Source organism: Roseateles sp. P5_E4 (assembly GCF_054049255.1).
This window is the reverse complement of the sequence record NZ_JBFUMS010000005.1, coordinates 149,617-170,639: the sequence shown is the minus strand read 5'-3', so window position 1 is coordinate 170,639 and position 21,023 is coordinate 149,617. Positions and strand designations below refer to the sequence as shown.

The following is a 21,023-nucleotide window of genomic DNA, read 5'->3' as shown; positions in this document are numbered from 1 at the left end:
AAGCCCTGTTATGAACTTCGCCAAGATCGTCGGCGTACTCCTCCTCATCGCCGGCGCCGCCAGCCTGGCCACTGGCGGTTTCAGCTACACCAAGGACAGCACCGTCGTGAAGCTCGGGCCGCTGGAGCTGTCGGCCAAGCAGAAGGAGGAAGTCAATCTGCCGGTGTGGCTGGGCGTGGGCGCGATTGCGGTCGGCGGCTTGCTGCTGGTGTTTGGCGGGCGCAAATGAGGGCCACGCCTGACGACATCCTTCGCTTCTGGTTCCAGGAGATCAAGCCTGCGCAGTGGTGGACGGTGGACACCGCTTTCGACGACCAGGTCCGCACGCGCTTCGGCGCCCTGCACGAACAGGCCAGGTGCTGCGAACTCTTCGCCTGGCGCGCGGTGCCCGAAGGTCGGCTCGCCGAGGTCATCGTGCTGGACCAGTTCGCCCGCAACATCCACCGCGGCACGCCCGGCGCCTTCGCGGCCGATCCGCTGGCCCTCGCGCTGGCGCAGGAGGCCGTCGCTGCCGGTGCCGACCTGGCCCTGCCGGTCGAGCAGCGCGCCTTCCTCTTCATGCCCTATATGCACAGCGAATCCGCCGCCATCCACGCGGCGGGCGAGCCGCTGATGAAGGAACGCGCGCCGCAGGGCACGCACGACTTCGAGCTCAAGCACAAGGCCATCATCGACCGTTTCGGGCGCTACCCGCACCGCAACACCATCCTTGGCCGCGCGTCGACGGCCGAGGAAGAAGCCTTCCTGAAGCAGCCGGGATCGAGCTTCTAGACGTCGAGCAGGTAGACCATCGCGGCCGCGCGCTCCTCGGCGCTGTGGCCGGCGAGGGCCTTGTTCCATTCGGGGCCCGAAGCGCCCGTCGATGACGACGCGTTGCGCGTCATGACGGCGACCTCTTCGGTGCTGGCATCGAATTCGCCCACCTGTTCGCGGCTGTCCAGAAAGAGCTTGGCGACCGGGCCGCCGCTTGACGCGATGACGATCAGGTAGCGGGAGACCTGACGGTGCTCCTGCTGGTTGTGCCGTGATGGCAATTCGTGACCGAAGCCCTGGCTCATCTGGCCTCCTCGCCTGGTTGCAGGCAGCTCAAGTGACGCCATTGTGCGCCGCCTGCCGCCTTAGCAACCCGGAAGACCAGGCGGCCTGGACATGATCCAATACGGGAAGTGGAACCGATTCCAAACAGCGACAACCAGAGACCTGGCGAGGAAGAGACATGCAGTGCAAGCGAGCGATGGTGGCCGTGCTGGCCGTGGGGTTGGCGGCTCCGGCTCTGGCGGCTGAGGTGCCGGACTTCGGCCCCAACGTGCATGTCGTCGACCCGGCGACGCCGGGCCTGCAGGCGCTGATCGACGGCATCTACGCCGCCCAGCAGCCCAACCATTTCGGCCCGCGCCGCGACGCCATCCTGCTCAAGCCGGGCACCTACCAGGACTTGCGCATTCCGGTGGGCTTCTACACGCATGTGCTGGGCCTGGGCGCACACCCGGACGACGTCCACGTCATCGGCGACTTGCGCTCAACGGCCTTCCTGGATGGCGACAACGCGACGCAGAACTTCTGGCGCGGTGCCGAGAACTTCGCGGTCACGCCCACTTTAGGTATCGGCGACAACACCCTGCAGTGGGCCGTGTCCCAGGCCATCCCGTTTCGGCGCATGCATGTGCGCGGCAATATCCGCCTGAACCAGAACAAGGGCTGGGCCAGCGGCGGCTGGTTCTCGGACGTGCTGGTCGATGGCCAGGTCAACTCGGCCACGCAGCAGCAATGGATCTCGCGCAACAGCCAGTGGGGCAGCTGGACGGGTTCGAACTGGAACATGGTCTTCGTCGGCGTGGCTGGCGCACCCGACGGCGAATTTCCGACGCCAGGCCAGCGCTTTACCAAGATTGCGAAGACGCCGCTGGTGCGCGAGAAGCCCTGGCTCTTCATCGATGCCAAGGGGCAGTACGCCGTGCGAGTGCCTGCCTTGCGGCGCGACAGCGCCGGCATCTCGTGGGCGAATGGCGCCGTGGCGCCCGGCAAGACGCTGCCCATCGGCCAGTTCTTCATCGCCAAACCCGGCGACACAGCGGCGACGCTGAACGCCCAGCTGGCCGCCGGCAAGCACCTGCTGTTCACGCCGGGCGAGTACCTGTTGACGCAGACGCTGCAGGTGAAGCGGTCCGGCACGGTGGTGCTGGGCATCGGCTTCCCGACGCTGCGCTCGGACAACGGCCAGCCGCTGCTGAAGACGGCGGACATGGACGGGCTGACGATCTCGGGCCTGTTCCTCGACGCCGGCAAGCAGGACTCTGGCGTGCTGATGGAGGTGGCGCCGGCCGGCTCAAGGAAGCGTCACAAAGCCGACCCCATCGTGCTGCACGACCTGTTCTTCCGCATCGGCGGCGCGGCGGCCGGGCAGGTGGACACGGCCTTGCGCATCAACGCCCACGACACCGTGATCGACCACACCTGGATCTGGCGCGCTGACCATGGCGAGGGTGTCAGCTGGACCAGCAACCCGTCCGCCCACGGCCTGTGGGTCAACGGCGAGGACGTGACCATCTATGGCCTTTTTGTCGAGCACTTCCAGAAGGAGCAGGTCGTCTGGCAGGGCAATGGCGGGCGCGTCTACTTCTACCAGTCCGAGATCCCGTATGACCCGCCCACGCAAGGCGAGTGGACGAATGCAGCGGGTGCCCGCGGCTATGCGGCCTACAAGGTGGCCGACACCGTGACGCGCCACGAGGCCTGGGGCCTGGGGGTCTACAGCGTCTTCCTGAAGCCCGACGTCTTGCTGGACCGCGCCATTGAAGTGCCTCGGGCGCCTGGTGTGCGCTTCCACCACATGATCACCGTCTGCCTGGTGGACAAGGGCAGCATCGAGCGCGTCATCAACGACGCGGGTGACTCGGCGCGCTGCAAGGGCGGCAGCAATACGGCGACGCTGAAGGACTATCCCTGAGGTGTCGGCGTCGTCTGACAGTGCATCGCGCTGTCGGACACTGTTTGTCACATGCTGCCGACCTTAGCCTGGGCCCATCTCAAACCAAGGAGCGCGCCATGGGTGCCACCAAGATCATCGCCATCCTGCTGCTCGTCATCGGCGCGGCCAGCCTCGCAATGGGCGGCTTCAGCTACACCAAGGACAAGACCGTCGTGAAGCTGGGCTCGCTGGAGGTCTCGGCCAAGGAGAAGGAAACGGTCAATGTGCCGGTATGGCTGGGCGTGGGCGCCATCGCCATCGGCGGCTTGCTGCTGGTGTTCGGCAGCCGGAGATAAAAACGGGCGCCCGAAGGCGCCCATGCTGATGCTGCCGAAGAGAAACGGTCAGCCCGCCTCTTTCGCGAGGCGCTCTTCGATGCGCGCCTTGACGGCCGGCAGCGCGGCCGGCAGGTGGAAGGCGAGCTGCGCAAACAGCTCGTCGTGCAGCTTCATCTCGGCCTGCCATTCGGCGGCGTCGATGCGGGTCACGGTGTCGAACTTCTCCGGCGAGAAGTCCAGGCCATCCCAGTTCAGGTCGGTGTAGCCGGGCGTCACGCCAAACACATGCTCCTGGCCGCCGCCAGTGCCTTCCAGGCGGTCCAGCATCCACTTCAGCACGCGCATGTTCTCGCCGTAGCCGGGCCAGACGAACTTGCCGTCGGCACCCTTGCGGAACCAGTTGACGCAGTAGATGGCGGGCAGCTTGGCGCCCGAGGCTTCAAGCTTGGCGCCCAGGTCCAGCCAGTGCTGGAAGTAGTCGGCCATGTTGTAGCCCATGAAGGGCAGCATGGCGAACGGGTCGCGGCGCACGATGCCCTGCTGGCCGGCGGCGGCGGCGGTGGTCTCGCTGCCCATGGTCGCGGCCATGTAGACGCCCTCGGTCCAGTCGCGCGCCTCGGTCACCAGCGGCACCGTGGTGGAGCGGCGGCCGCCGAAGATGAAGGCGTCGATGGCCACACCGGCGGGGTTGTCCCAGTTGGCGTCCAGCGCCGGGTTGTTGGTCGCAGCCACGGTGAAGCGGGCGTTCGGGTGAGCGGCCTTGGCGCCGGTTTCCTTGGCGATCGCGGGCGTCCAGTCCTTGCCCTGCCAGTCGATGGCGTGGGCGGGCGGTGTGTCCGTCATGCCTTCCCACCAGACGTCGCCGTCGTCGGTCAGCGCCACGTTCGTGAAGATCACGTCGCGCTCCAGGCTGTCCATGCAGTTGGGGTTGGTATGCGAGTTGGTGCCCGGGGCGACACCGAAATAGCCGGCCTCGGGGTTGATGGCGTAGAGCTTGCCGTCGGCGTGGGGCTTGATCCAGGCGATGTCGTCGCCGATGGTGGTGATCTTCCAGCCGTCGAATGCGGCAGGCGGGATCAGCATGGCGAAGTTGGTCTTGCCGCAGGCGCTCGGGAAGGCGGCGGCGACGTGGTACTTCTTGCCCTGCGGGCTTTCCACGCCCAGTACCAGCATGTGCTCGGCCAGCCAGCCTTGGTCGCGGCCCATGGTGGACGCGATACGCAGCGCGAAGCACTTCTTGCCCAGCAGCGCGTTGCCGCCGTAGCCCGAGCCATAGCTCCAGATCTCGCGCGTTTCAGGGAAATGGACGATGTACTTGGTCTTGTTGCAGGGCCAGCTCACATCGGCCTGGCCTTCTGCCAGCGGTGCGCCCACGGTGTGCACGCAAGGCACGAAGTCGCCATCCGTGCCCAGCAGCTCGATGACGGCGCGGCCCATGCGCGTCATGGTGCGCATGTTGACGGCGACATAGGGGCTGTCGCTCAGTTCCACGCCGATGTGGGCGATCGGACTGCCCAGCGGCCCCATGCTGAAGGGCACCACGTAGAGCGTACGGCCGCGCATGCAGCCCTTGAAGAGGGCCGGGGTTCCGTCAGCTTGACCGGTCTGCAGCAAACTGCGCATCTCGGCCGGAGCCATCCAGTTGTTGGTCGGGCCGGCGTCTTCCTTCTTGGCGGAGCAGATGAAGGTGCGGTCCTCGACGCGGGCGACGTCGCTCGGGTCCGAGTTGGCCAGGTAGCTGCCAGGGCGCAGCGCGGGGTTGAGTTTCTTGAAGGTACCGGCGGCGACGAGCTGGTCGCACAGCCGCTGGTATTCGTCGGCGCTGCCGTCGCACCAATAGACGTCGGCGGCCTCCGTGAGGGCGGCGATCTCGGCCACCCAGGCAATCAGCCGGGCGTTTTTGACATAGGCGGGCAGGTTCAGCCGCAGCCCCTGCATGGCGGGTTGGTTCATGGCGAAAGCTCCAATCATGGGAATGTGTTTGGGGCAGCTGGCGAGCTGGCCCAAGCACACCGAACCTGAGGAGGTGGATTGTCGAATCCAATGTAATCACGCCGTAACCACCGGGATCGGTGGGGGTCATGCAAAACAGGAATAACACCATGCCAGCGCGGCCGCGCGGCTCACGGCGGTGGCGAAGTGGGGCTAGGGTTTGCGCGAAGAGTGCGTGAAACTTGACGCAACTTCCTGGGTCGTCAGCCCTCGAGTCGCGTACCCAGCCGCCCCAGCACCAGCAACGCCACGGTGGCCGTCAAAGCAGCAAGACCGGCCAGGCCGACCAGGCCGAAGCGATCCGCCAGCGCCGCGAACAGCGGCGGGCCGCTCACGGATCCCAGGTTGCCCAGTTGCACCAGCACGCCGGAAGCGCGAGCCTGCTGGGCCGGGGTGGGGTTGAGCTGCGGGATCAATGTGGACGCGGCGCCGCCGCCCAGGCCGGCGCAGGTCAACGTCAGCAGTGCCAGCGCCTCCGTGGGCGCGCCAGCCAGCGCCGCCACCGCCAACGCCAGTGCCGCGGCGCCAAAAGCCAGGTACGCCAGGCGTACCAGCTTCAAGCCGCCCTCGAAGCGCCGCGCGGCCCATCCTGCCGCCAGCGTGCCCGCCGTGGCCATCAGCGGCAGCACCGTGTGAAAACCGCCCTGACCCTGGCCGCTGAAGCGGGGCACGAAGGTGATCAGCGCGATCGTCGGAAAGGCATAGAAGAAGAACGCCAGGCCGGGCAGCGCGGTGCGCAGGTCGGCATAGACCTCACGGTGCAGGGCCAGCACACCGGCGCGCGCGCCTGCCATGACCGGCGCGGGCGCCGCGCGGACGTCGGCCACCCACAGCCGCACCGCCAGCGCCGCCAGGGCCAGCAACAGTGCATGCCCGGCGAGGGTCTCGCGCGGCGCCAGGCCCTGGGGCAGCAGGCGATCCAGCCCGGCCAGCACGGCGAAGGCCAGGCCCACCACCGTGGCCCACAGGCCCATGACGGCGGTGCGGTGTGGCGGCGCGCAGGCGTGGATCAGCAGCGTCGGCGTGGCCACCATGATGGCCAGATGGGCCGCGCCCTCGGGCACACGGCTGGCCCAGAACAGGCCGAAAGGCGGCAGCAACGCTTGCAGAGCCGACAGCAAGGCGCCGCCGCCCAGGCCGATCAGCAGCAGGCGGCGATAGCCCACCCGCGGCGCGAGCCAACCCGCCACGACGCCGCACAGCAGGCCCACCACGCCGACGGTCGACAGCAGCAAGCCCATGCCGGCGGGCGAGGCGTTGTAGACCGCCTGCAGCCGCGTGAACTCGATGGAAATCTTGGCGAACTGGCCGCCGGCCAGCACGCCGCAGGCGCACAGCAGCAGCACGATGGCCCAGCGGGTGCGGGCGAGGGTGTCGATCATGAGGGAATGGCAGCAGGAGCGGCCGCCATGTTGCCAGCTGTGCTGGGGAATACTGAGGCATGACGCACTGATTCAGCGGCATCTTCGCCTTCCGTCGCGCTCTGGAGAAACGATGAAGCCTGTTCCGTCTGCGCTCGCGCTGCTGATGCTGCTGGTCGCGCCGCTGGTCGCCAACGCGGCGGATGCCTCCCGAACGCCGGCAAGCGTCTCGCCGCCGCTGCCGCAAACCGCCCCCGGGGAGCGGCTCGGCACCCTCCTGAACGTGCTCAATAGCGGTGACGCCATTGCGTTGCAGGCGCTGGTCGCTGACAGCTTCGACGCCGCCGAACGAGACCGCCAGTTCGCCGCGGGACAGGTCCAGGATCTGCGGCGCCTGCATGCGATGACAGGCGGCCTGGCGCTGCGTCGCGTCGAGCGGTCGAGCGCCATCGGGATCGAAGCCCTGGCGCAAGGCTTGGCGACGTCTGCCTGGTACCGCCTGTCGGTCTTTACCGCCGCCAAGCCGCCGGAATTCTCCGAGCCGGCACCACCCCACAAGATCGTCGCCTTGGGAATCGGCTCGGCCAACGCGCCGCCGGAACTGGCCGAGGCCGGGCTGGACGGGCGGCATTGGCGCGCACGGCTGGATGGGCTCATCGACTTTCTCGCTGCGAGCGACCGGTTCTCGGGCGCCGTGCTCGTGCAAGGCGGCGGGCGCACGCTTTACGCGCGGGCCGTGGGTGATGCGGATCGGGATGCCCATGCCCGCAACGTGCTGCGCACGCGCTTCAACCTGGCCTCGATCACCAAGATGTTCACGGCCGTCGGCGTGGGCCAGCTGGTGCAGGCGGGCAAGGTCCGGCTGTCGGACCCGGTCGGCAAGCTGTTGCCCGAGCTGGCCGACACCGAGCTGGGACGGCAGGTGACGGTGCACCACCTGCTGTCGCACACGTCCGGCATGGTCGGCGCACGGGAAGCCATCGAGAAGGGTTTGGAACCTCCGCGCACCGCGCGTGGCGTGGCCGAGATGACGGCCTCCTTCATCGGCGCCCCGCTGGCCTCTCCCCCAGGCCAGCAATTCAGCTACAGCAATGCGGGCTATGTCCTGCTGGGTGCCATCATCGAGCGGGTGTCGGGCGAGCCCTATCGCGACTACGTGCAGCGGCATGTGTTCGCTGCGGCCGGCATGCACGACAGCTGCTTCTGTTCTCCCACCGACGGCAGGCATCGCGTGGCAACGGCCCACGAGGATGCGCCGTCCGGCGGCAAGGCGCCGAGCACCGCGCAACTGCCCTTGATCGGGTCACCGGCCAACATGGCCTTCTCCACGGTCGGCGACATGGCCCGCTTCGCCGACGCGCTGTATCGCGGCCGCCTGTTGAGGCGCGACCTGGTCGAGCAGTTCTGGACCGGTGTGACCGAGCAGCCCGATGGCGTCGAATACGGCTACGGGGCCCATGTCGAGAGGTACAACGGCCGCCGCGTCGTCTGGCACGGCGGCGGCGCGCCGGGCGCGACGAATCGGTTCGAGATGTTTCCCGACGAAGACGTGACGGTCGTCGTGTTGTCCAACATCGATACCGAGCCGGAACTGATCACGAGCAAGCTCCGGGAGTGGCTGTCCGCACGCCGGCCCGCCGCGCCGCAGACCGCGCCGCCGCCCCTGCTCGCGCTGTCGGTGCAACCCGTGCAGGCCGCGTTGGCGCCGGGCGACGAAGCGGCCTTCGACCTCGTCGTCGCCAACCGGGGCGGGCCAGCCCACGCGGTCGTTGTCAATTTCGAGGTCAAGGACGAGGCCGGCAACAAGGTCGGGCAGCAATTCTTCGCCGACCAGAAGCTGGACACCTTGCAAACCCGGACGTTCCGCTTCACCTGGGCGCCGAAGGAGAAGGGCCGATACCGCATCGGCGCCGGCGTCTTCGGCCCGGGGTGGGGCAGCAAGCTGTTGGTCGAGGACGGCCTGGCGGTCGTGCAGGTGCCGTGAGCACTTCGAGCACTTCGCGGCCGTGGGCTGCCTATGGGTCCGCGGCCAGCTGGTGACCGCTTCAGCTGCCGTGCCAGCGTTTGGCCGCCCGCCTCACCACTTCGGGCAACAGGTGGTTCTCGGCCTCGACGCGCCGCAGCCAGGATGCGTCGTTGCCAATGCCGTTGATCTCGCGGCGCATGTATTGCAGCGCGGCTTCCGCGTGCAGGTCACCGGCGTGGGTGTCCAGCTTGGTCAGCACATGGATCAGGTCGTCGCGCAGCACGCGGTGGTCACCGGTCTCGGGATCGACGAAGGTGCCGTCCAGGCCGAAGCGGCAGGCCTGGAAGCGGTTGAAGGTGTAGGGCAGGTAATCGTCTTCGCTGAGCTTGAACGGTTTCTCCACCGTGATCCAGCGCGCCAGGCACTGGATGAAGCCGGCCAGGGCCGCCGCCTTCTCGATGGTCAGCGGTGTGTCAAGCACGCGGACTTCGATGGTGCCGAACTCGGGCTTGGGGCGGATGTCCCAGTAGAAGTCCTTCATGCCCGAGACAACGCCGGTGCGGGTCATCTTGGCGAAGTAGGCCTCGAAGTCGGTCCAGGTTTGCACGAACGGCGCACGGCCCGACAGCGGGAAGGCGAAGACCGAGTTCAGGCGTGCCGAATCGAAGCCGGTGTCCTCGCCCTGCACAAACGGAGACGATGCTGCCAGCGCGATCAGGTGGGGGATGAAGCGGCTCATGCCGTGCAGCAGCACCAGGGCTTCGTCGGCGCTCGGGCAGCCGATGTGGACATGCTGGCCGAAGATGGTGAACTGCTTGGACAGGTAGCCGTACAGCGACGACAGCTCATGAAAGCGCGGCGTCTCGAAGATGCGCTGGCGCTTCCAGTGCTGGAAGGGGTGGGTGCCGCCGCCGCACAGACTCACGTCCAGCTTTTCGGCACAGTCCACCAGCGCGTCGCGGATCTGGCCCAGCTCCGACAGCACCTGGCCGAAGCCCGTGCAGACGCCGGTGGCCAGCTCGATCATGCTGCTGGTGATCTCGGGCTTCACGTCGCCCGGGATGCTGCGCTTTTCCATCAGCCGCATCAGGTCACCCGAGACAGGCGCGAGGTCGTAGTCGTCGCTGTTGACGATCTGCAGTTCGAGCTCGACACCGAGGGTGAGCGGCTGCGATTTGGAGAAATCACCCAGGCTCATTCAACGGCCTCCTTGTTGCGTGGGACGCGCTTGGGCGCGGGCGGCAGTTCCCCGGCCAGGCGCAGCGCGAACTGCACGGCGATGGGGCCGATCAGCTCCAGCACGGCGATGCTGGCCAGGATGATGGGCACGGCGCCAGCGGCCAGTTCAGGCTCGGCGCGCATCAGCTCGCTGAGCATGACCAGGGCGGTCGCGGACAGCGGCGTCATCGTGATCGATAGCGCCAGGCCCTGGCGCCAACTGGCCTTGGCCATGGGCGCCAGCGCCACGATGGCCACGGTCTTGGCGATGAAGCGGGCTGCCAGCAGCGCCAGCGCGGCGAAGCCGCCGGCGACGAGGATCTTGGGCGACCAGGCCGAGCCGACGATGACGAAGAGCATCAGCACCAGCGCCCCGCCCGAGGTGCCGAAGTGACGCGGCCAGACCCAGGGCCGGTCGCTGGTGTTGCGCAGCAGCAGGCCCGCCAGCAGCGGCATCAGCAGCGTCGACACGCCGATGGCGCGCGCGGCGACGATGGCGAAGGCGACCAGGCCGAACAGCAGCAGCACGGCGCTCTCGTTGCGCAGGTCCAGTCGCCGCGCGACGAGGTAGACGGCGCCCGCCAGCAGCGCGGCCAGCCCCAGTGTCGTCAGCAGCGAGATCGCCAGGCCAGCGAGCGCCTGCGACAGGCTGCCGCCGTCGTCGGCCGCCCACCAGGTGCGCATCAGGATCAGCGCGACAACGGCGTACAGCGTGTTCAAGGCCGTCAGCAACGAAGCCCGCTGCGTGACTTGACCCGCAGCCCCCAATTCCATCGCGACGCGGCCGGACACGGCGGCGGGCGCCGGCATGGCCAGGATGGCGCAGGCGATGGCTGTCTGCCAGCTGAGGTCGAACAGGCGCAGCACGAAGGCCACCGCCAGCGCACTGAGCAGGGCTTCGGCCAGGCTGGTCAGCGCCAGGCCAGGGTTGCGGACCAGCCAGCGCAGGTGCACGCGGCTGCCGATCTCGAACAACAGCAGGCCCAGGGCCAGGTCGGTCACAGTCTGGGCCGCGCCGGCCAGCGGCATCGCAACGCCGTGGCCGAAGGCAGCGGCCACGCAGCCTGCCAATGTGTAGCCGACCACGCGCGGCAGCCGCGTCGTCGCGGCGATGAATTCGCCGGCCAGAGCGCCGGCCAGCAGCACGCCAACGACGAACATCAGCGCGCTGGACGGAGGAACGGCCAAGCCGGCCCAGACCCGCGCGCCGGTGTCTAGTGCATTCATAGGCTCTCCCTAAAAGTTTTGGCCGAAGCCTAGACGCACGGTCGGCGCGCCCTTGTAGGCCGACATGCCGAAAGCCTCCTGGACAATGGCCGCCATGCAAGTCGTCAGCGTGAACACCGCCCGCGTCGAACACTTTGTTGCGACCTCGGGCCAGGTACTGGATTCGGCCATTCGCAAGCGCCACTGCCAGGGGCCCGTCGATGTCCGGCCCCTGGGCCTGGACGGCGACGAGCAGGCCGACCTGAGCGTGCACGGCGGCTTGAGCAAGGCCGTCTATGCCTACCCCCAGGAGCACTACGCTTTCTGGCAGACGGTGCGCGGCCAGGCCAAGGTGGAAGGCGCGCTGCAGCCGGGGGATTGCGGCGAGAACCTGACGTTGACGGGCCTGCTGGAAAGCAGGGTCTGGATCGGCGACGTGCTGCGCTTCCCGGACTGCGAGCTCGTCGTGTCCGAGCCGCGCTACCCCTGCTTCAAGTTCAACGCGCACATGGGCTTCAACCAGGCCGCCAAGCTGATGGCGCAGAGCGGCTACTGCGGTTTCTACCTCGCCGTGAAGCGGGAGGGCTCGATCACGGCCGGCGAGAGCTTCGAGCTGATCGCAGGCCCACGCGAGGTGGGCATCGTCGAGCTCTTCAAGGCAAAAATGAAGAAGAAGGGCTAATGCGGCGCCGGCTGCTGTTGGCCGTGGCAGGGTTGGCGCCCGTTGCCGCCTATGCCGGCCCGGTGCTGCAGGTCGGACCCAGGCGCGCCGTCAAGTCGCTGGCCGCCGCGGCCCGCCAAGCGCGTGACGGCATGCTCGTCGAGGTCGATGCGGGCGAGTACGTGGCCGATGTCGCCACTTGGCCCCAGCACGGGCTGACGCTGCGTGCCGTCGGCGGCCGCGTGAAGCTGGTCGCGGCCGGCGCCCACGCGCAGGGCAAGGGCCTGTTCGTGACGACCGGCCGGCGCCAGCGCATCGAAGGCTTCGATTTCACCGGCGCCGCGGTGCCCGATCGCAACGGCGCCGGCATCCGCGTCGAGGCCGGTTCACTGACGCTGGTGGACTGCACCTTCAGCGACAACGAGAACGGCGTGCTGACCGCCAACGATGAGGCCATCGAGCTCGACATCGTCGACTGCGACTTCGGCCCCATCCTGCCGCGCGAGGGCAAGACGCACAACCTCTACGTCGGCGCCATCAAGCGCCTGGCCGTGACCGGCAGCTACTTCCACCACGGCCTGCACGGCCATCTGCTGAAGAGCCGCGCGGCCCTCAACCACATCCTCTACAACCGCCTGTCCGACGAGATCGGTGGCCGCGCGAGCTATGAGCTGGAGTTCCCCAACGGCGGCGTCGCCGTCGTCATGGGCAACCTCATCATGCAGAGCTCGACGACGGAGAACCCGCACGTCATTTCCTTCGGCGTCGAGGGTGCGAAATGGGAAAAGCAGGCCCTCTACCTCGTCAACAACACGCTGGTGGACCAACTGCCCAGCGGCGGCATCTGGTTGCGCGTGACGCCGCCGCAGGCCGAGGTCGTGCTGGCCAACAACCTGCTCGTCAGCGGCCCCCAGCTCGCGGCCGAGGGGCATTGGACGCGGCGCGCCAACTTCCACGCCGACTGGGATGAGTTCGTGCGCGCGGCGCGCGACGACTACCGGCTCAAGCCCGATTCGTCACTGCGCGGCAAGGCTGCCGACGCGGGCGAGGAGGGCGGCTTGAAGCTCGCGCCTTCGCGCGAGTACCGCCACTCTCACACCAGCCAGGCCCTCAACGGGCCGGCGCGCCACCCCGGCGCTTTCCAGTCCTGAGGGCGTTGAAGCCGGCCATCAGGTCATTGGCGTCGTCGCAGCTCGGTACCGGCACGCCGCCATATCGGCGGCGTATGGGTCAGGCGCGCTTCAGCACCGGGTAGTCCGTGTAGCCCTCGGCACCGCCGCCGTAGAAAGTCTCCTTCTGCGGCGCGGCCCAGGGCAAGTCGCCGCGGATGCGCTCGACGAGGTCGGGGTTGGCGATGAAGGGCCGGCCGATGGCCACCGCGTCCGCCTTGCCGCTGGCGACGGCGTCCAGGGCCATGGTGCGGTCGTAGCCGTTGTTGGCGATATAGGGGCCGTTGAAGCGGCGGCGCAGCTCGGCGTAATCGAAGGGCGCGACGTCGCGTGCGCCGCCGGTGGCGCCTTCCACCACCTCCAGGAAGGCCAGCTTCAGCGGCGCGAGCTGGTTGGCCACGTAGTTGAAGAGAGCCTGCGGATTGCTGTCCTGGCCGATGTCGTTGCTCGGCGTGACCGGGCTCAGGCGCAGCGCCGTGCGGCCGGCGCCGATGGTGCCGGCCACCGCCGTCATGACCTCGATCAGCAGGCGGGCGCGGTTCTCGATGGAGCCGCCGTATTCATCGTTGCGGTCGTTGGCGCTGTCACGCAGGAACTGGTCGAGCAGATAGCCGTTGGCGCCGTGGACCTCGACGCCGTCAAAGCCGGCGGCGATGGCGTTCTTGGCGGCCTGCACATAGTCAGCGATCAGCTGCGGGATCTCATGCGTGGCGAGTGCCCGCGGCGCGTCGGTGGGCACCAGTTCGCCATAGGCCGCATAGGTCTTGGTCTTGGCGGCGCGGTTGGTGGACGACACCGGCTGCTGGCCGCCAGGCTGCAGGCTGTTCACCGAGATGCGGCCCACATGCCAGAGCTGCACGACGATCTTGCCGCCTTCGGCATGCACCGCGTCCGTCACCTGCTTCCAGGCGGCGATCTGCTCGGGCGTGTGGATGCCCGGCGTGTCGAAATAGCCCTGGCCATCGGGGCGGATCTGGGTCGCCTCGGTGATCAGCAGGCCGGCGCCGGCGCGCTGGCGGTAGTACTCGACATGCAGGTCGTGCGGGGTCTGGCGGGTGGCGCGGTTGCGCGTCAGCGGCGCCATGACGACGCGGTTTGCAAGCTGGATGTCGCCGAAGCGGATGGGGTCGAAAAGGGTAGGCATAGCGGTGAAATAGGGCCGGTAAGGATGGTTGCAAGTCTGGCCGGGGCCGACTTTCCCCGTCCCGGTGGGGTTGATGGCGGATGTGTTAGCGACAATCGCGCCATGCTCGCCTACCGCCACGCCTTCCATGCCGGCAACCATGCCGACGTCCTCAAGCACCTCGTGCTGACGCGCGTGCTGCGCTACATGGCTGAGAAAGACAAGCCCTACACGCTGATCGACACCCATGCAGGCGCCGGTGGCTACTCGGTCGAAGGCCGCTATGCGCAGAAGAAGGGTGAGTACGCCGAAGGCGTCGTCAAGCTCTACGACCGCAAGGACCTGCCCGCACCGCTGGCCGACTACCTCGACCTGGTGCGCGCCTTCAACCCCGGCGGCCAGCTGCGCCAGTACCCGGGCTCGCCGGCCATCGCCAACATGCTGATGCGCGAGACCGACCGGCTGCGCGTCTACGAGCTGCACTCGACCGACCACCGCATCCTGGCCAGCTACCTCGACGGCCGCGCGCAGACGCAGGTGCGCGACACCGACGGCTTTGCCGCCATCAAGGCCGAGCTGCCCTCGCCCACCCGCCGCGCCGCGTTGCTGATGGACCCGTCCTACGAGATCAAGAGCGACTACGGCAAGGTGCTTTCGGCGTTGCGCGAGGCGCTGGAGCGGGCCGCCGACACGGTCATCATGATCTGGTACCCGCAGCTGCAGCTGCTCGAATCGAGCCAGCTCGCGGCGCGCCTGAAGGGCAGCGCCGACGCCGCCGCCAAGAAGGGTTGGCTGCATGTGCGGCTGACCGTGGCCGAACCCGCCGACCGCCCGGACGGCAAAGGCCTGGGCATGCTGGGCAGCGGCATGTTCATCGCCAACCCGCCGTTCACGCTGCACGACGAACTGGCCGAATGCCTGCCGGTGCTCGTCGAGCGACTGGGCCAGTACGACGGCGCGAACTACGTGCTGGAACAGAAAGTGGCATGAGCGCCGCGCCGGGCCGCCCCAAGCAAGCTCGCTCCCGCCTGGCGGGACAGGCCGTAGGCCGAAGGGTGCACCAATGACGACGGAGTCCAAGCCCGTCACGATGGAGCAGATCGCCGCTCTGGCCGGCGTCTCCACGATCACGGTTTCGCGCGCGCTGCGCGACAGCCCCTCGGTCACGCCGGCCACGCGCGAGCGCATCAAGACGCTGGCGGAAGCCGCCGGCTACCGCTTCAACCACCATGCGCGCAACCTGCGGCTGCGCCGCAGCCACATGGTCGCCGTCATGCTGGAGATGCAGCCCGACACCGACCGTCCCATGACCGACGCCTACCCGCTGCAGCTGCTCGGCGGCATCACGCAGGAGCTGACCTCGCGCGGCTACAGCGTGCTGCTGTCGGCCCTGCAAAGCCCCGGCCAGGGCATGGCCGCGTCGGCCGATGGCCTCATCCTGCTGGGCCAGGGCGCCAACGGCTCGGCGGTGAAGTCGGCCGCGGCGATGGGGCTGCCCATGGTGGTGTGGGGTGCCGAGCATGGCCGCGGCGACTCGGTCGTGGTCGGCGGCGACAACGCCCATGGCGGCGCTTGTGCGGCCGAGCGCCTCATCACACTGCAGCGGCGCGAGCTGCTCTTCCTCGGTGACGTGCGCCATGCCGAGATCCGCGACCGCCAGCAGGGCTTCGCCAAGGCGCTGAAGAAGGCCGGCCTCAAGACCCAGACGTTGACGCCGGCGGCCTTCACCTTCGGCGCCGGCTTCACGGCCGTGCAGGCCCATCTCGCCAACCTGGGTCGAGGCGGCAAGGCGCCCGACGGTCTGTTCGCCGCCAGCGACCTGCTCGCCATGGGCGCTGTGCGCGCCTTCACCGACGCCGGCCTGGCTGTGCCTGATGCGGTCTCGGTGATCGGCTATGACGACTCGCCCGCCGCCCAGAGCTTTGCGCCGCCGCTGACCAGCGTGCGCCAGGACTGGCATCACGGCGGCGTGCTGCTGGCGCGCAAGGTGCTGGACCTGATCGGCGGCCAGGCCGCCGCCAGCGAGATCATGCCGACCGAACTGGTCGTTAGAGCGACCTAACCGCCCGCCTGGGCCACGTCCGCCTCGGCCTCGGGCCACAGTGCCGGGAAATAAAAACGCAGCGCGTGCAGCGGCAGGCCGAAGCGCACGCGGCCTTGCGGGCTGTCGCTGGCCAGCAGACCGCGCCTGAGCAGCGCGGTGAGCAGGCTCACGGCGGTGCGGTCGCCCAGGCCGGTCATGCGCTTGAATTCGCCACGCTCCAGCGCGGTGCCGCTCAGGAAGAGATAGTGCAGCGGCCGCAGCGCTTCGATGCGAACGCCGCTCTTCAGCGAGGTCTGCTCGAAGTTGAGGCAGGCGGCCATGCGGCCCTCCATGGCCGACAGTTGCAGCAGCCCGGACATGAAGCGCACTTGATCCAGGCAGGTGTCCAGCACATAGGCAATCCAGTCCACCAGGGCTGACTCGCTGAGGTTGCCTCGGCCATCCAGGTCGCCCCGGCGCGGCTCGTCAGCGGCGGCAATCAGGCCGTAGTAGCGGTCCACGCTGCGCGCGAAGCCCCGCAACGGGGACCACAGGCCCCGCGTGTAGCCCAGGGCGCCCAGCGCCAGGTGGGTGTGCAGACGCATGACACGGCCATTGCCGTCGATGAAAGGGTGGATCCAGCCGAGCCTCTGATGCGCTGCCGCCAACGCCACCAGCGTGGCTTCGCCGCGGCGCACGCCGGCATAGACCTCGCCCCAGCGCTCGATCAGGCCGGTCAAGCTGGCGGCTGCCGGCGCCACATGGCGGCCCACCTGCACCTCGCGGCTGCGCAACTGGCCGGGGATGATGGCCTCGCCTTCGTCGGTGTGCAGGTCGGACTCGGGCAGGCGGGCAAACAGCTCGCGGTGCAGCTCGCATAGCGTGGCCGGCGCATAGAGCGAGCGCAAGCCGTCATCACCTTTGAAGCGCGGCTCCAGCGCGGCTTCGGCGTCGATATGGGCAAGTGCCAGACGCTGCCGGGCGGCCAGCTTGGCGTCGGCCGAGAAGTCGTGCTTGAGTGCCTGCTCCAGCTCCAGCGGCCGGGTGTGCTGGCCCTCGATGCGGTTTGAGTAGTAGGAATTCATGGCCCGCAGCAGGCCGCGAAGTTCGTCGGGCGCCGGCTGGCCGGCCATGGCAAGAGCGGCGCTACTCAGGTCATGTGCCTGGGCAAGTAGAGGTTCCAGCTGCGCCTGGCGGGGAAGCAGCGGCTCAAACTGATGCGGGGAGCTGTAGAGGGTAGCGGGCAAAATTGCGTACCTCAATGGCGACGTAATTCATTGAATTACATCACTATTGAATATCTTGTGCGCAGTTTATTGCGAGCTTGACTGCCAGTCAATCCAGCACCACCTCCGTCCTCACCACCCCTGCCCGCTCCGCACTCGCTGACAGCGCCAGCCGCGTCCCCACCGGCGCGCGCACCACCCACTCCGCCACTGCGCGGTCGCCCGTGGGCTGCTTGTTGAACAGGAAGGCCAGCTGGCTCTGCTTGGGCGCGTGGCCTTCGAGCTGCGGACCTTCCATGCGCTCCTTGCCGTTGACGAGGCTGATGGCCGGGTCGCCGCTGGGCATGTGGATCTCGAACATGACGCCGCGCACCGCCTTGCGCTCCAGGGCCCGCTGCGTCACATAGGCCGGCAGATAGCCGGCGTTGGCCACGGCCATGCGCACCCGCCACATGTCGGGGCCGAGTGCTCGCACCTCGGTGCGGATCAGCTCCAGCTTGGGCAGGCTCATGGCGATCTGCGTCATCCAGGCCGGAAAGCGCGCCGCCTCGCGCTCGCGCAGGGCCGGCGGCGGGTTGCGCCAATAGTTCATCTTGTCCCAGCCGCCGATCTCCACGGAACCCAGCTGCGGATGCTGGAAGGGCGTCCATTCGACATGGGCCTTGCCGCCGCATTGCTCGTCGCTCCACTTCAGCAGCTTGACGTCGTCCTCCACCGGATGCTGTCGGTACCAGTCGATGAACTTCTTGACCTCGAGGCCGGCCTCCTTGCTTGGCGACCACAGCTCGACGACCCAGAACAGCGCGCCCAGGTGCTCGTAGACCCAGTCCTGGGTGCCGGTGATGACGTCCTTGGGGTGGTAGCGGAAATCCTCGTAGATGCTGACGGCGGGGTAGCCCGTGTGCTTCTCGCCCAGGGCCGAGAAGTTCTGGAACAACCACAGGTCCTCGGGCGTCATGTCGTTGTCGCTGCGGGTGCCGCAGGGGCGCAGGATGACGCCGCTGTGGGTGTGATAGCTGATGGCCGCGCCGATGTTGGGATGCTGGGTGATGAAGTCCACCATGGCCCGCACTTCGGGCTCGCTGGTCGGGTAGGGGCCGGCACCGAGCTGTTGGAACTCCTGGCGCCATTCGCCGGGGAAGTTGCGGTTCAGGTCCAGGCCTTCGCGGTCGGCGTTGACCTTGACCGTCAGCCCGTCGTGGTTCTTGATGAAGCCCTCGGGGATGAGGCGGTAGTACTCGCCGCCCTGCTCGCCGGGCTCGCGCGCCACCATCAGCCGCGGGTCGCCCGCGTGCTTCTTGTAGCCGCCATGGGGGTCCGGCACGCGCATGGTCAGGATGCGGCCGTCGCCATCGACGTCCTCGATGGTCAGGCCGTCGACGGCCTCTTCGGTGTAGGGATAGGGTCGGGTCGAGCTGCGGATATGGCGCGGCCGGTCGGCCAGGGCCAGCTCGGCGCCATCGGGGTTCAGGCGCGGCACGATGTAGAGGGTGCGCGTGTCCAGCAGGCGGTTGATCTGCTGGGCCTCGGCCGACGTGCCGCCGTGCTCCTTCAGCAGGTGGTGCACGTAGTAGAGGCAGGTCGTCGACGCGGTCAGCTCGGCCGCGTGGATATTGCCGTCGATCCACATCGCCGGCTTGTCGATGTCCATGCCGCTGGCCAGGTTCGTGACGACGATGACCCAGATGTCGCGGCCCTCGTAGCTCTTGCCGATCGAGCGCACCGACACCAGGTTGGGGCGGGCTTCGGCGTAGGCGAACAGCAGGGCCGTCAGCTCGTCGTAGCGGTAGAAGTGGTCGAAGCGCGGGTTGGGCAGCGGCAGGGGCATGGCAGCGGTCTGGGAGGGTGACCCCAAGAACTAGGGGCATCTGGAGTGGCGCGGATTGTCTGACTCGACATGACCTGTTCCCCCAGGGTTTGCCCGGGCGACAGCGCTTACTGGCCCTTGAAGAGGGCCTGGAACTGGCGCGACACGGGCAGCTTCTCGTCGCGGCCGCGCAGCGTGACGACCATGCTGCCCTCGTCGATGCGGATGGCGCGCGCGATGCAGCGGCTGTTGACCAGCACGCTGCGGTGGATCTGCCAGAACTGGTCGGGGTCGAGCTGTGTCAGCAGCTCGCGCAGCGGCGTGCGGATCAGCGCGTCGCCGCCGTGGTGGACGACGCGGGTATAGCGGGCATCGGCTTCGAAGTAGACGATCTCGTCGGGCGGTATCAGCTGCACCTCGCGGCCGACGCTGGCCTGGATGGGCCGCGGTGCCGGCTTGTGCGGCACGAGACCAGCCAGCAGGCGCTGCAGGGCCGCCGTGTCGGGCGCCGGCTGGGCGATGCGGGCACGCAGGCGGGCGAGGGTCTGGGCCAGGCGCATGTCGTCCACGGGCTTGAGCACATAGTCCACCGCGCCGGCATCGAAGGCCGCCAGGGCCTGGTCGTCGAAGGCGGTCACGAAGACGATCAGCGGCGGTGCGGCCAGCGCCGACAGGCGGCGCGCCACCTCCAGACCGGTCAGGCCGGGCATGCGAATGTCGAGGAAGGCGATGGCCGGCTCATGGGCCAGGCAGTCGTCCCAGGCCTCGGCGCCATTCATGCTGGCAGCGACGATGTCCAGCTCGGGCCAGAGGCGGGTGAGCGCCGCGCGCAGCTGCTCGCGCGGGGCTTCCTCGTCGTCGGCGATCAGGGCGGTCGTGGGGTTCATAGGGTCAGGGTGGCGACGCAGCCGGGATGGGCATCGGCCAAGGTCAATGTGGCGGTGGGGAAGGCGGCAGCCAGGCGGCGGCGCGTGTTGGACAGGCCGATGCTCTCGGTCCAGCCGGGCGCGAGGCCGGGGCCGTCGTCGCTGATGGTCAGCACAAGGCGGCCGGCCTCCTGGCGTGCAGCGATCTCCAGGTGGCCGCCGCGCAGCTGCGGCTCGATGCCGTGGGCGATGGCGTTCTCCACCAGGGTCAGCACGATGCCGGGTGGAAGTTCAGCGTCCAGGTGGGCTGGCACGTCGATGCTGAAGGCCAGCCGCGCGCCCAGCCGCGCCTGCATGATGGTCAGGTAGCGACGCACCATCTCGACCTCGTCGGCCAGCGGTTGCAGCTCGCGTTCGAACATCGGCAGCGTGGCGCGCAGATAGGCCGTGAAGTCGCGCAGCAAGGGTGCGGCGCGGGCGTCGCCGGTGTCCACCCAATGCTGCAGCGAAGCCAGCGTGTTGAACAGGAAATGAGGCTGGATCTGGGCGGCGGCCAGGCGGGTCTGCAGGCGCAGCGCGGCGTCCTGGTCGGCCAGCTCGCGCAGCCGGGCCTCGATCTGGTCTACGCGGTAGACGGTCAACCCCCACCAGGCCGACAGGATGGCGGTCATCACCACCACGGCCAGCGCGGCGTGATCGACGGCCATCTCGCGCCAGCCCGTCTTGATCAGCACGATGAAGGCCACGGCGACGACCGCTGCAAAACCGTAGCAGGCCATGTTGAGGCGGCGCCGGCTAGGGTTGCGCCAGAGCCCGCGCGCCACAGCCATTGCGACGGACGTGATGAACAACGACAGGAGCCACGCCACCGGTCGTGTGCCCTTGGACATCTGATGCGAGAACGCGGCCAGCAGCAGCACCACGTTCACGAAGACGTACTGGTCAATGCCCGACGGCCAGGGCTGCGAGCCGGCGCGGGCCAGCTCCTCGGGCTTGAAGACGCGGCGCGAACCGGGGTAGAACCATTGGACGTAGTCGTCGAGGCGAGGCATGGCTGCAGTCTAGGAGGCGGCGTGCCCCGCCTGCCGCAGTGGGCGGGCGAACGGCGGACTGGGGCGCTTGAATGGCACAGTCGACCGATCGGTCGGGAAAAGTGCAG

General features: G+C 68.3%; 19 protein-coding genes. 9 read left to right on the top strand and 10 right to left on the bottom strand.

Annotation, left to right across the window (positions count from 1 at the left end; translation table 11 throughout):
• Positions 1-10 precede the first annotated feature (10 nt).
• Entirely contained in the window at positions 11-229 is a 219-nt protein-coding gene (locus ACXJLH_RS11860) for a hypothetical protein (RefSeq protein WP_056200707.1), read from the top strand.
• Positions 226-771, top strand: coding sequence for a DUF924 family protein (locus tag ACXJLH_RS11855; protein WP_457444244.1), 546 nt, complete (start codon positions 226-228; stop codon positions 769-771). The genes ACXJLH_RS11860 and ACXJLH_RS11855 overlap by 4 nt, the downstream gene beginning before the upstream one ends.
• On the opposite strand, the gene ACXJLH_RS11850 is transcribed toward ACXJLH_RS11855, so the two are convergent.
• The gene (locus ACXJLH_RS11850; protein WP_457444242.1) at positions 768-1,058 is read right to left on the bottom strand and encodes a hypothetical protein; all 291 of its coding nucleotides are present in this window, start codon (positions 1,056-1,058) and stop codon (positions 768-770) included. The two genes, ACXJLH_RS11855 and ACXJLH_RS11850, sit on opposite strands and share 4 nt — an antisense overlap.
• 158 nt (positions 1,059-1,216) lie before the next feature.
• Here ACXJLH_RS11850 and ACXJLH_RS11845 point away from each other — a divergent pair, with 158 nt between their 5' ends.
• Both ACXJLH_RS11845 and ACXJLH_RS11840 read left to right on the top strand, forming a co-directional pair.
• Entirely contained in the window at positions 1,217-2,947 is a 1,731-nt protein-coding gene (locus ACXJLH_RS11845) for a hypothetical protein (protein ID WP_457444240.1), read from the top strand.
• A gap of 98 nt (positions 2,948-3,045) precedes the next feature.
• On the top strand, positions 3,046-3,264 hold the full coding sequence (locus ACXJLH_RS11840) for a hypothetical protein (protein ID WP_056200702.1): 219 nt from the start codon (positions 3,046-3,048) through the stop codon (positions 3,262-3,264).
• A gap of 48 nt (positions 3,265-3,312) precedes the next feature.
• Here the strand turns inward: ACXJLH_RS11840 and ACXJLH_RS11835 are convergent, their stop codons facing one another.
• Together ACXJLH_RS11835 and ACXJLH_RS11830 are read right to left on the bottom strand one after the other, a co-directional pair.
• Complete coding sequence (locus ACXJLH_RS11835) at positions 3,313-5,199, bottom strand: phosphoenolpyruvate carboxykinase (GTP) (RefSeq protein WP_457444238.1); 1,887 nt, start codon at positions 5,197-5,199, stop codon at positions 3,313-3,315.
• 242 nt (positions 5,200-5,441) lie between these two features.
• The gene (locus tag ACXJLH_RS11830) at positions 5,442-6,620 is read right to left on the bottom strand and encodes an MFS transporter (protein ID WP_457444236.1); all 1,179 of its coding nucleotides are present in this window, start codon (positions 6,618-6,620) and stop codon (positions 5,442-5,444) included.
• 112 nt (positions 6,621-6,732) lie between these two features.
• Between ACXJLH_RS11830 and ACXJLH_RS11825 the strand changes: the two genes are divergently transcribed.
• Positions 6,733-8,583 carry a serine hydrolase domain-containing protein gene (locus tag ACXJLH_RS11825; protein WP_457444235.1) on the top strand — a complete coding sequence of 617 codons (1,851 nt, stop codon included), beginning with the start codon at positions 6,733-6,735 and terminating at the stop codon, positions 8,581-8,583.
• A 61-nt stretch (positions 8,584-8,644) separates the two neighbouring features.
• Here the strand turns inward: ACXJLH_RS11825 and ACXJLH_RS11820 are convergent, their stop codons facing one another.
• Positions 8,645-9,763 carry a YbdK family carboxylate-amine ligase gene (locus ACXJLH_RS11820; RefSeq protein WP_056200690.1) on the bottom strand — a complete coding sequence of 373 codons (1,119 nt, stop codon included), beginning with the start codon at positions 9,761-9,763 and terminating at the stop codon, positions 8,645-8,647.
• The gene (locus ACXJLH_RS11815) at positions 9,760-11,010 is read right to left on the bottom strand and encodes a cation:proton antiporter (protein WP_082532833.1); all 1,251 of its coding nucleotides are present in this window, start codon (positions 11,008-11,010) and stop codon (positions 9,760-9,762) included. The genes ACXJLH_RS11820 and ACXJLH_RS11815 overlap by 4 nt, the downstream gene beginning before the upstream one ends.
• 94 nt (positions 11,011-11,104) lie before the next feature.
• Here ACXJLH_RS11815 and ACXJLH_RS11810 point away from each other — a divergent pair, with 94 nt between their 5' ends.
• Both ACXJLH_RS11810 and ACXJLH_RS11805 read left to right on the top strand, forming a co-directional pair.
• On the top strand, positions 11,105-11,671 hold the full coding sequence (locus tag ACXJLH_RS11810) for an MOSC domain-containing protein (RefSeq protein WP_457352222.1): 567 nt from the start codon (positions 11,105-11,107) through the stop codon (positions 11,669-11,671).
• Complete coding sequence (locus tag ACXJLH_RS11805; protein WP_457444233.1) at positions 11,671-12,801, top strand: hypothetical protein; 1,131 nt, start codon at positions 11,671-11,673, stop codon at positions 12,799-12,801. Before ACXJLH_RS11810 ends, ACXJLH_RS11805 begins: the two co-directional genes overlap by 1 nt.
• Positions 12,802-12,880: 79 nt before the next feature.
• Here ACXJLH_RS11805 and ACXJLH_RS11800 read toward each other — a convergent pair whose 3' ends face one another.
• The gene (locus ACXJLH_RS11800; protein WP_457389874.1) at positions 12,881-13,963 is read right to left on the bottom strand and encodes an alkene reductase; all 1,083 of its coding nucleotides are present in this window, start codon (positions 13,961-13,963) and stop codon (positions 12,881-12,883) included.
• 102 nt (positions 13,964-14,065) lie between these two features.
• On the opposite strand from ACXJLH_RS11800, the gene ACXJLH_RS11795 reads away from it, so the two are divergent.
• Positions 14,066-14,932, top strand: a complete 867-nt coding sequence (locus ACXJLH_RS11795) for a 23S rRNA (adenine(2030)-N(6))-methyltransferase RlmJ (RefSeq protein WP_056200679.1) — start codon at positions 14,066-14,068, stop codon at positions 14,930-14,932.
• Between the two features lie 73 nt (positions 14,933-15,005).
• Positions 15,006-16,004 carry a substrate-binding domain-containing protein gene (locus ACXJLH_RS11790; protein ID WP_457389873.1) on the top strand — a complete coding sequence of 333 codons (999 nt, stop codon included), beginning with the start codon at positions 15,006-15,008 and terminating at the stop codon, positions 16,002-16,004.
• Here ACXJLH_RS11790 and ACXJLH_RS11785 read toward each other — a convergent pair.
• From ACXJLH_RS11785 to ACXJLH_RS11770, 4 genes are all read right to left on the bottom strand, one after another.
• The gene (locus tag ACXJLH_RS11785; protein ID WP_457389872.1) at positions 16,001-17,098 is read right to left on the bottom strand and encodes a Fic family protein; all 1,098 of its coding nucleotides are present in this window, start codon (positions 17,096-17,098) and stop codon (positions 16,001-16,003) included. The genes ACXJLH_RS11790 and ACXJLH_RS11785 overlap by 4 nt on opposite strands.
• Positions 17,099-17,300: 202 nt before the next feature.
• Positions 17,301-19,019: a M14 family metallopeptidase gene (locus tag ACXJLH_RS11780; protein ID WP_056200673.1), complete on the bottom strand. Its 1,719-nt coding sequence runs from the start codon at positions 19,017-19,019 to the stop codon at positions 17,301-17,303.
• A gap of 107 nt (positions 19,020-19,126) precedes the next feature.
• Positions 19,127-19,885 carry a LytR/AlgR family response regulator transcription factor gene (locus tag ACXJLH_RS11775; protein WP_056200671.1) on the bottom strand — a complete coding sequence of 253 codons (759 nt, stop codon included), beginning with the start codon at positions 19,883-19,885 and terminating at the stop codon, positions 19,127-19,129.
• Positions 19,882-20,916: a sensor histidine kinase gene (locus tag ACXJLH_RS11770; RefSeq protein WP_457444231.1), complete on the bottom strand. Its 1,035-nt coding sequence runs from the start codon at positions 20,914-20,916 to the stop codon at positions 19,882-19,884. The genes ACXJLH_RS11775 and ACXJLH_RS11770 overlap by 4 nt, the downstream gene beginning before the upstream one ends.
• Positions 20,917-21,023 lie beyond the last annotated feature (107 nt).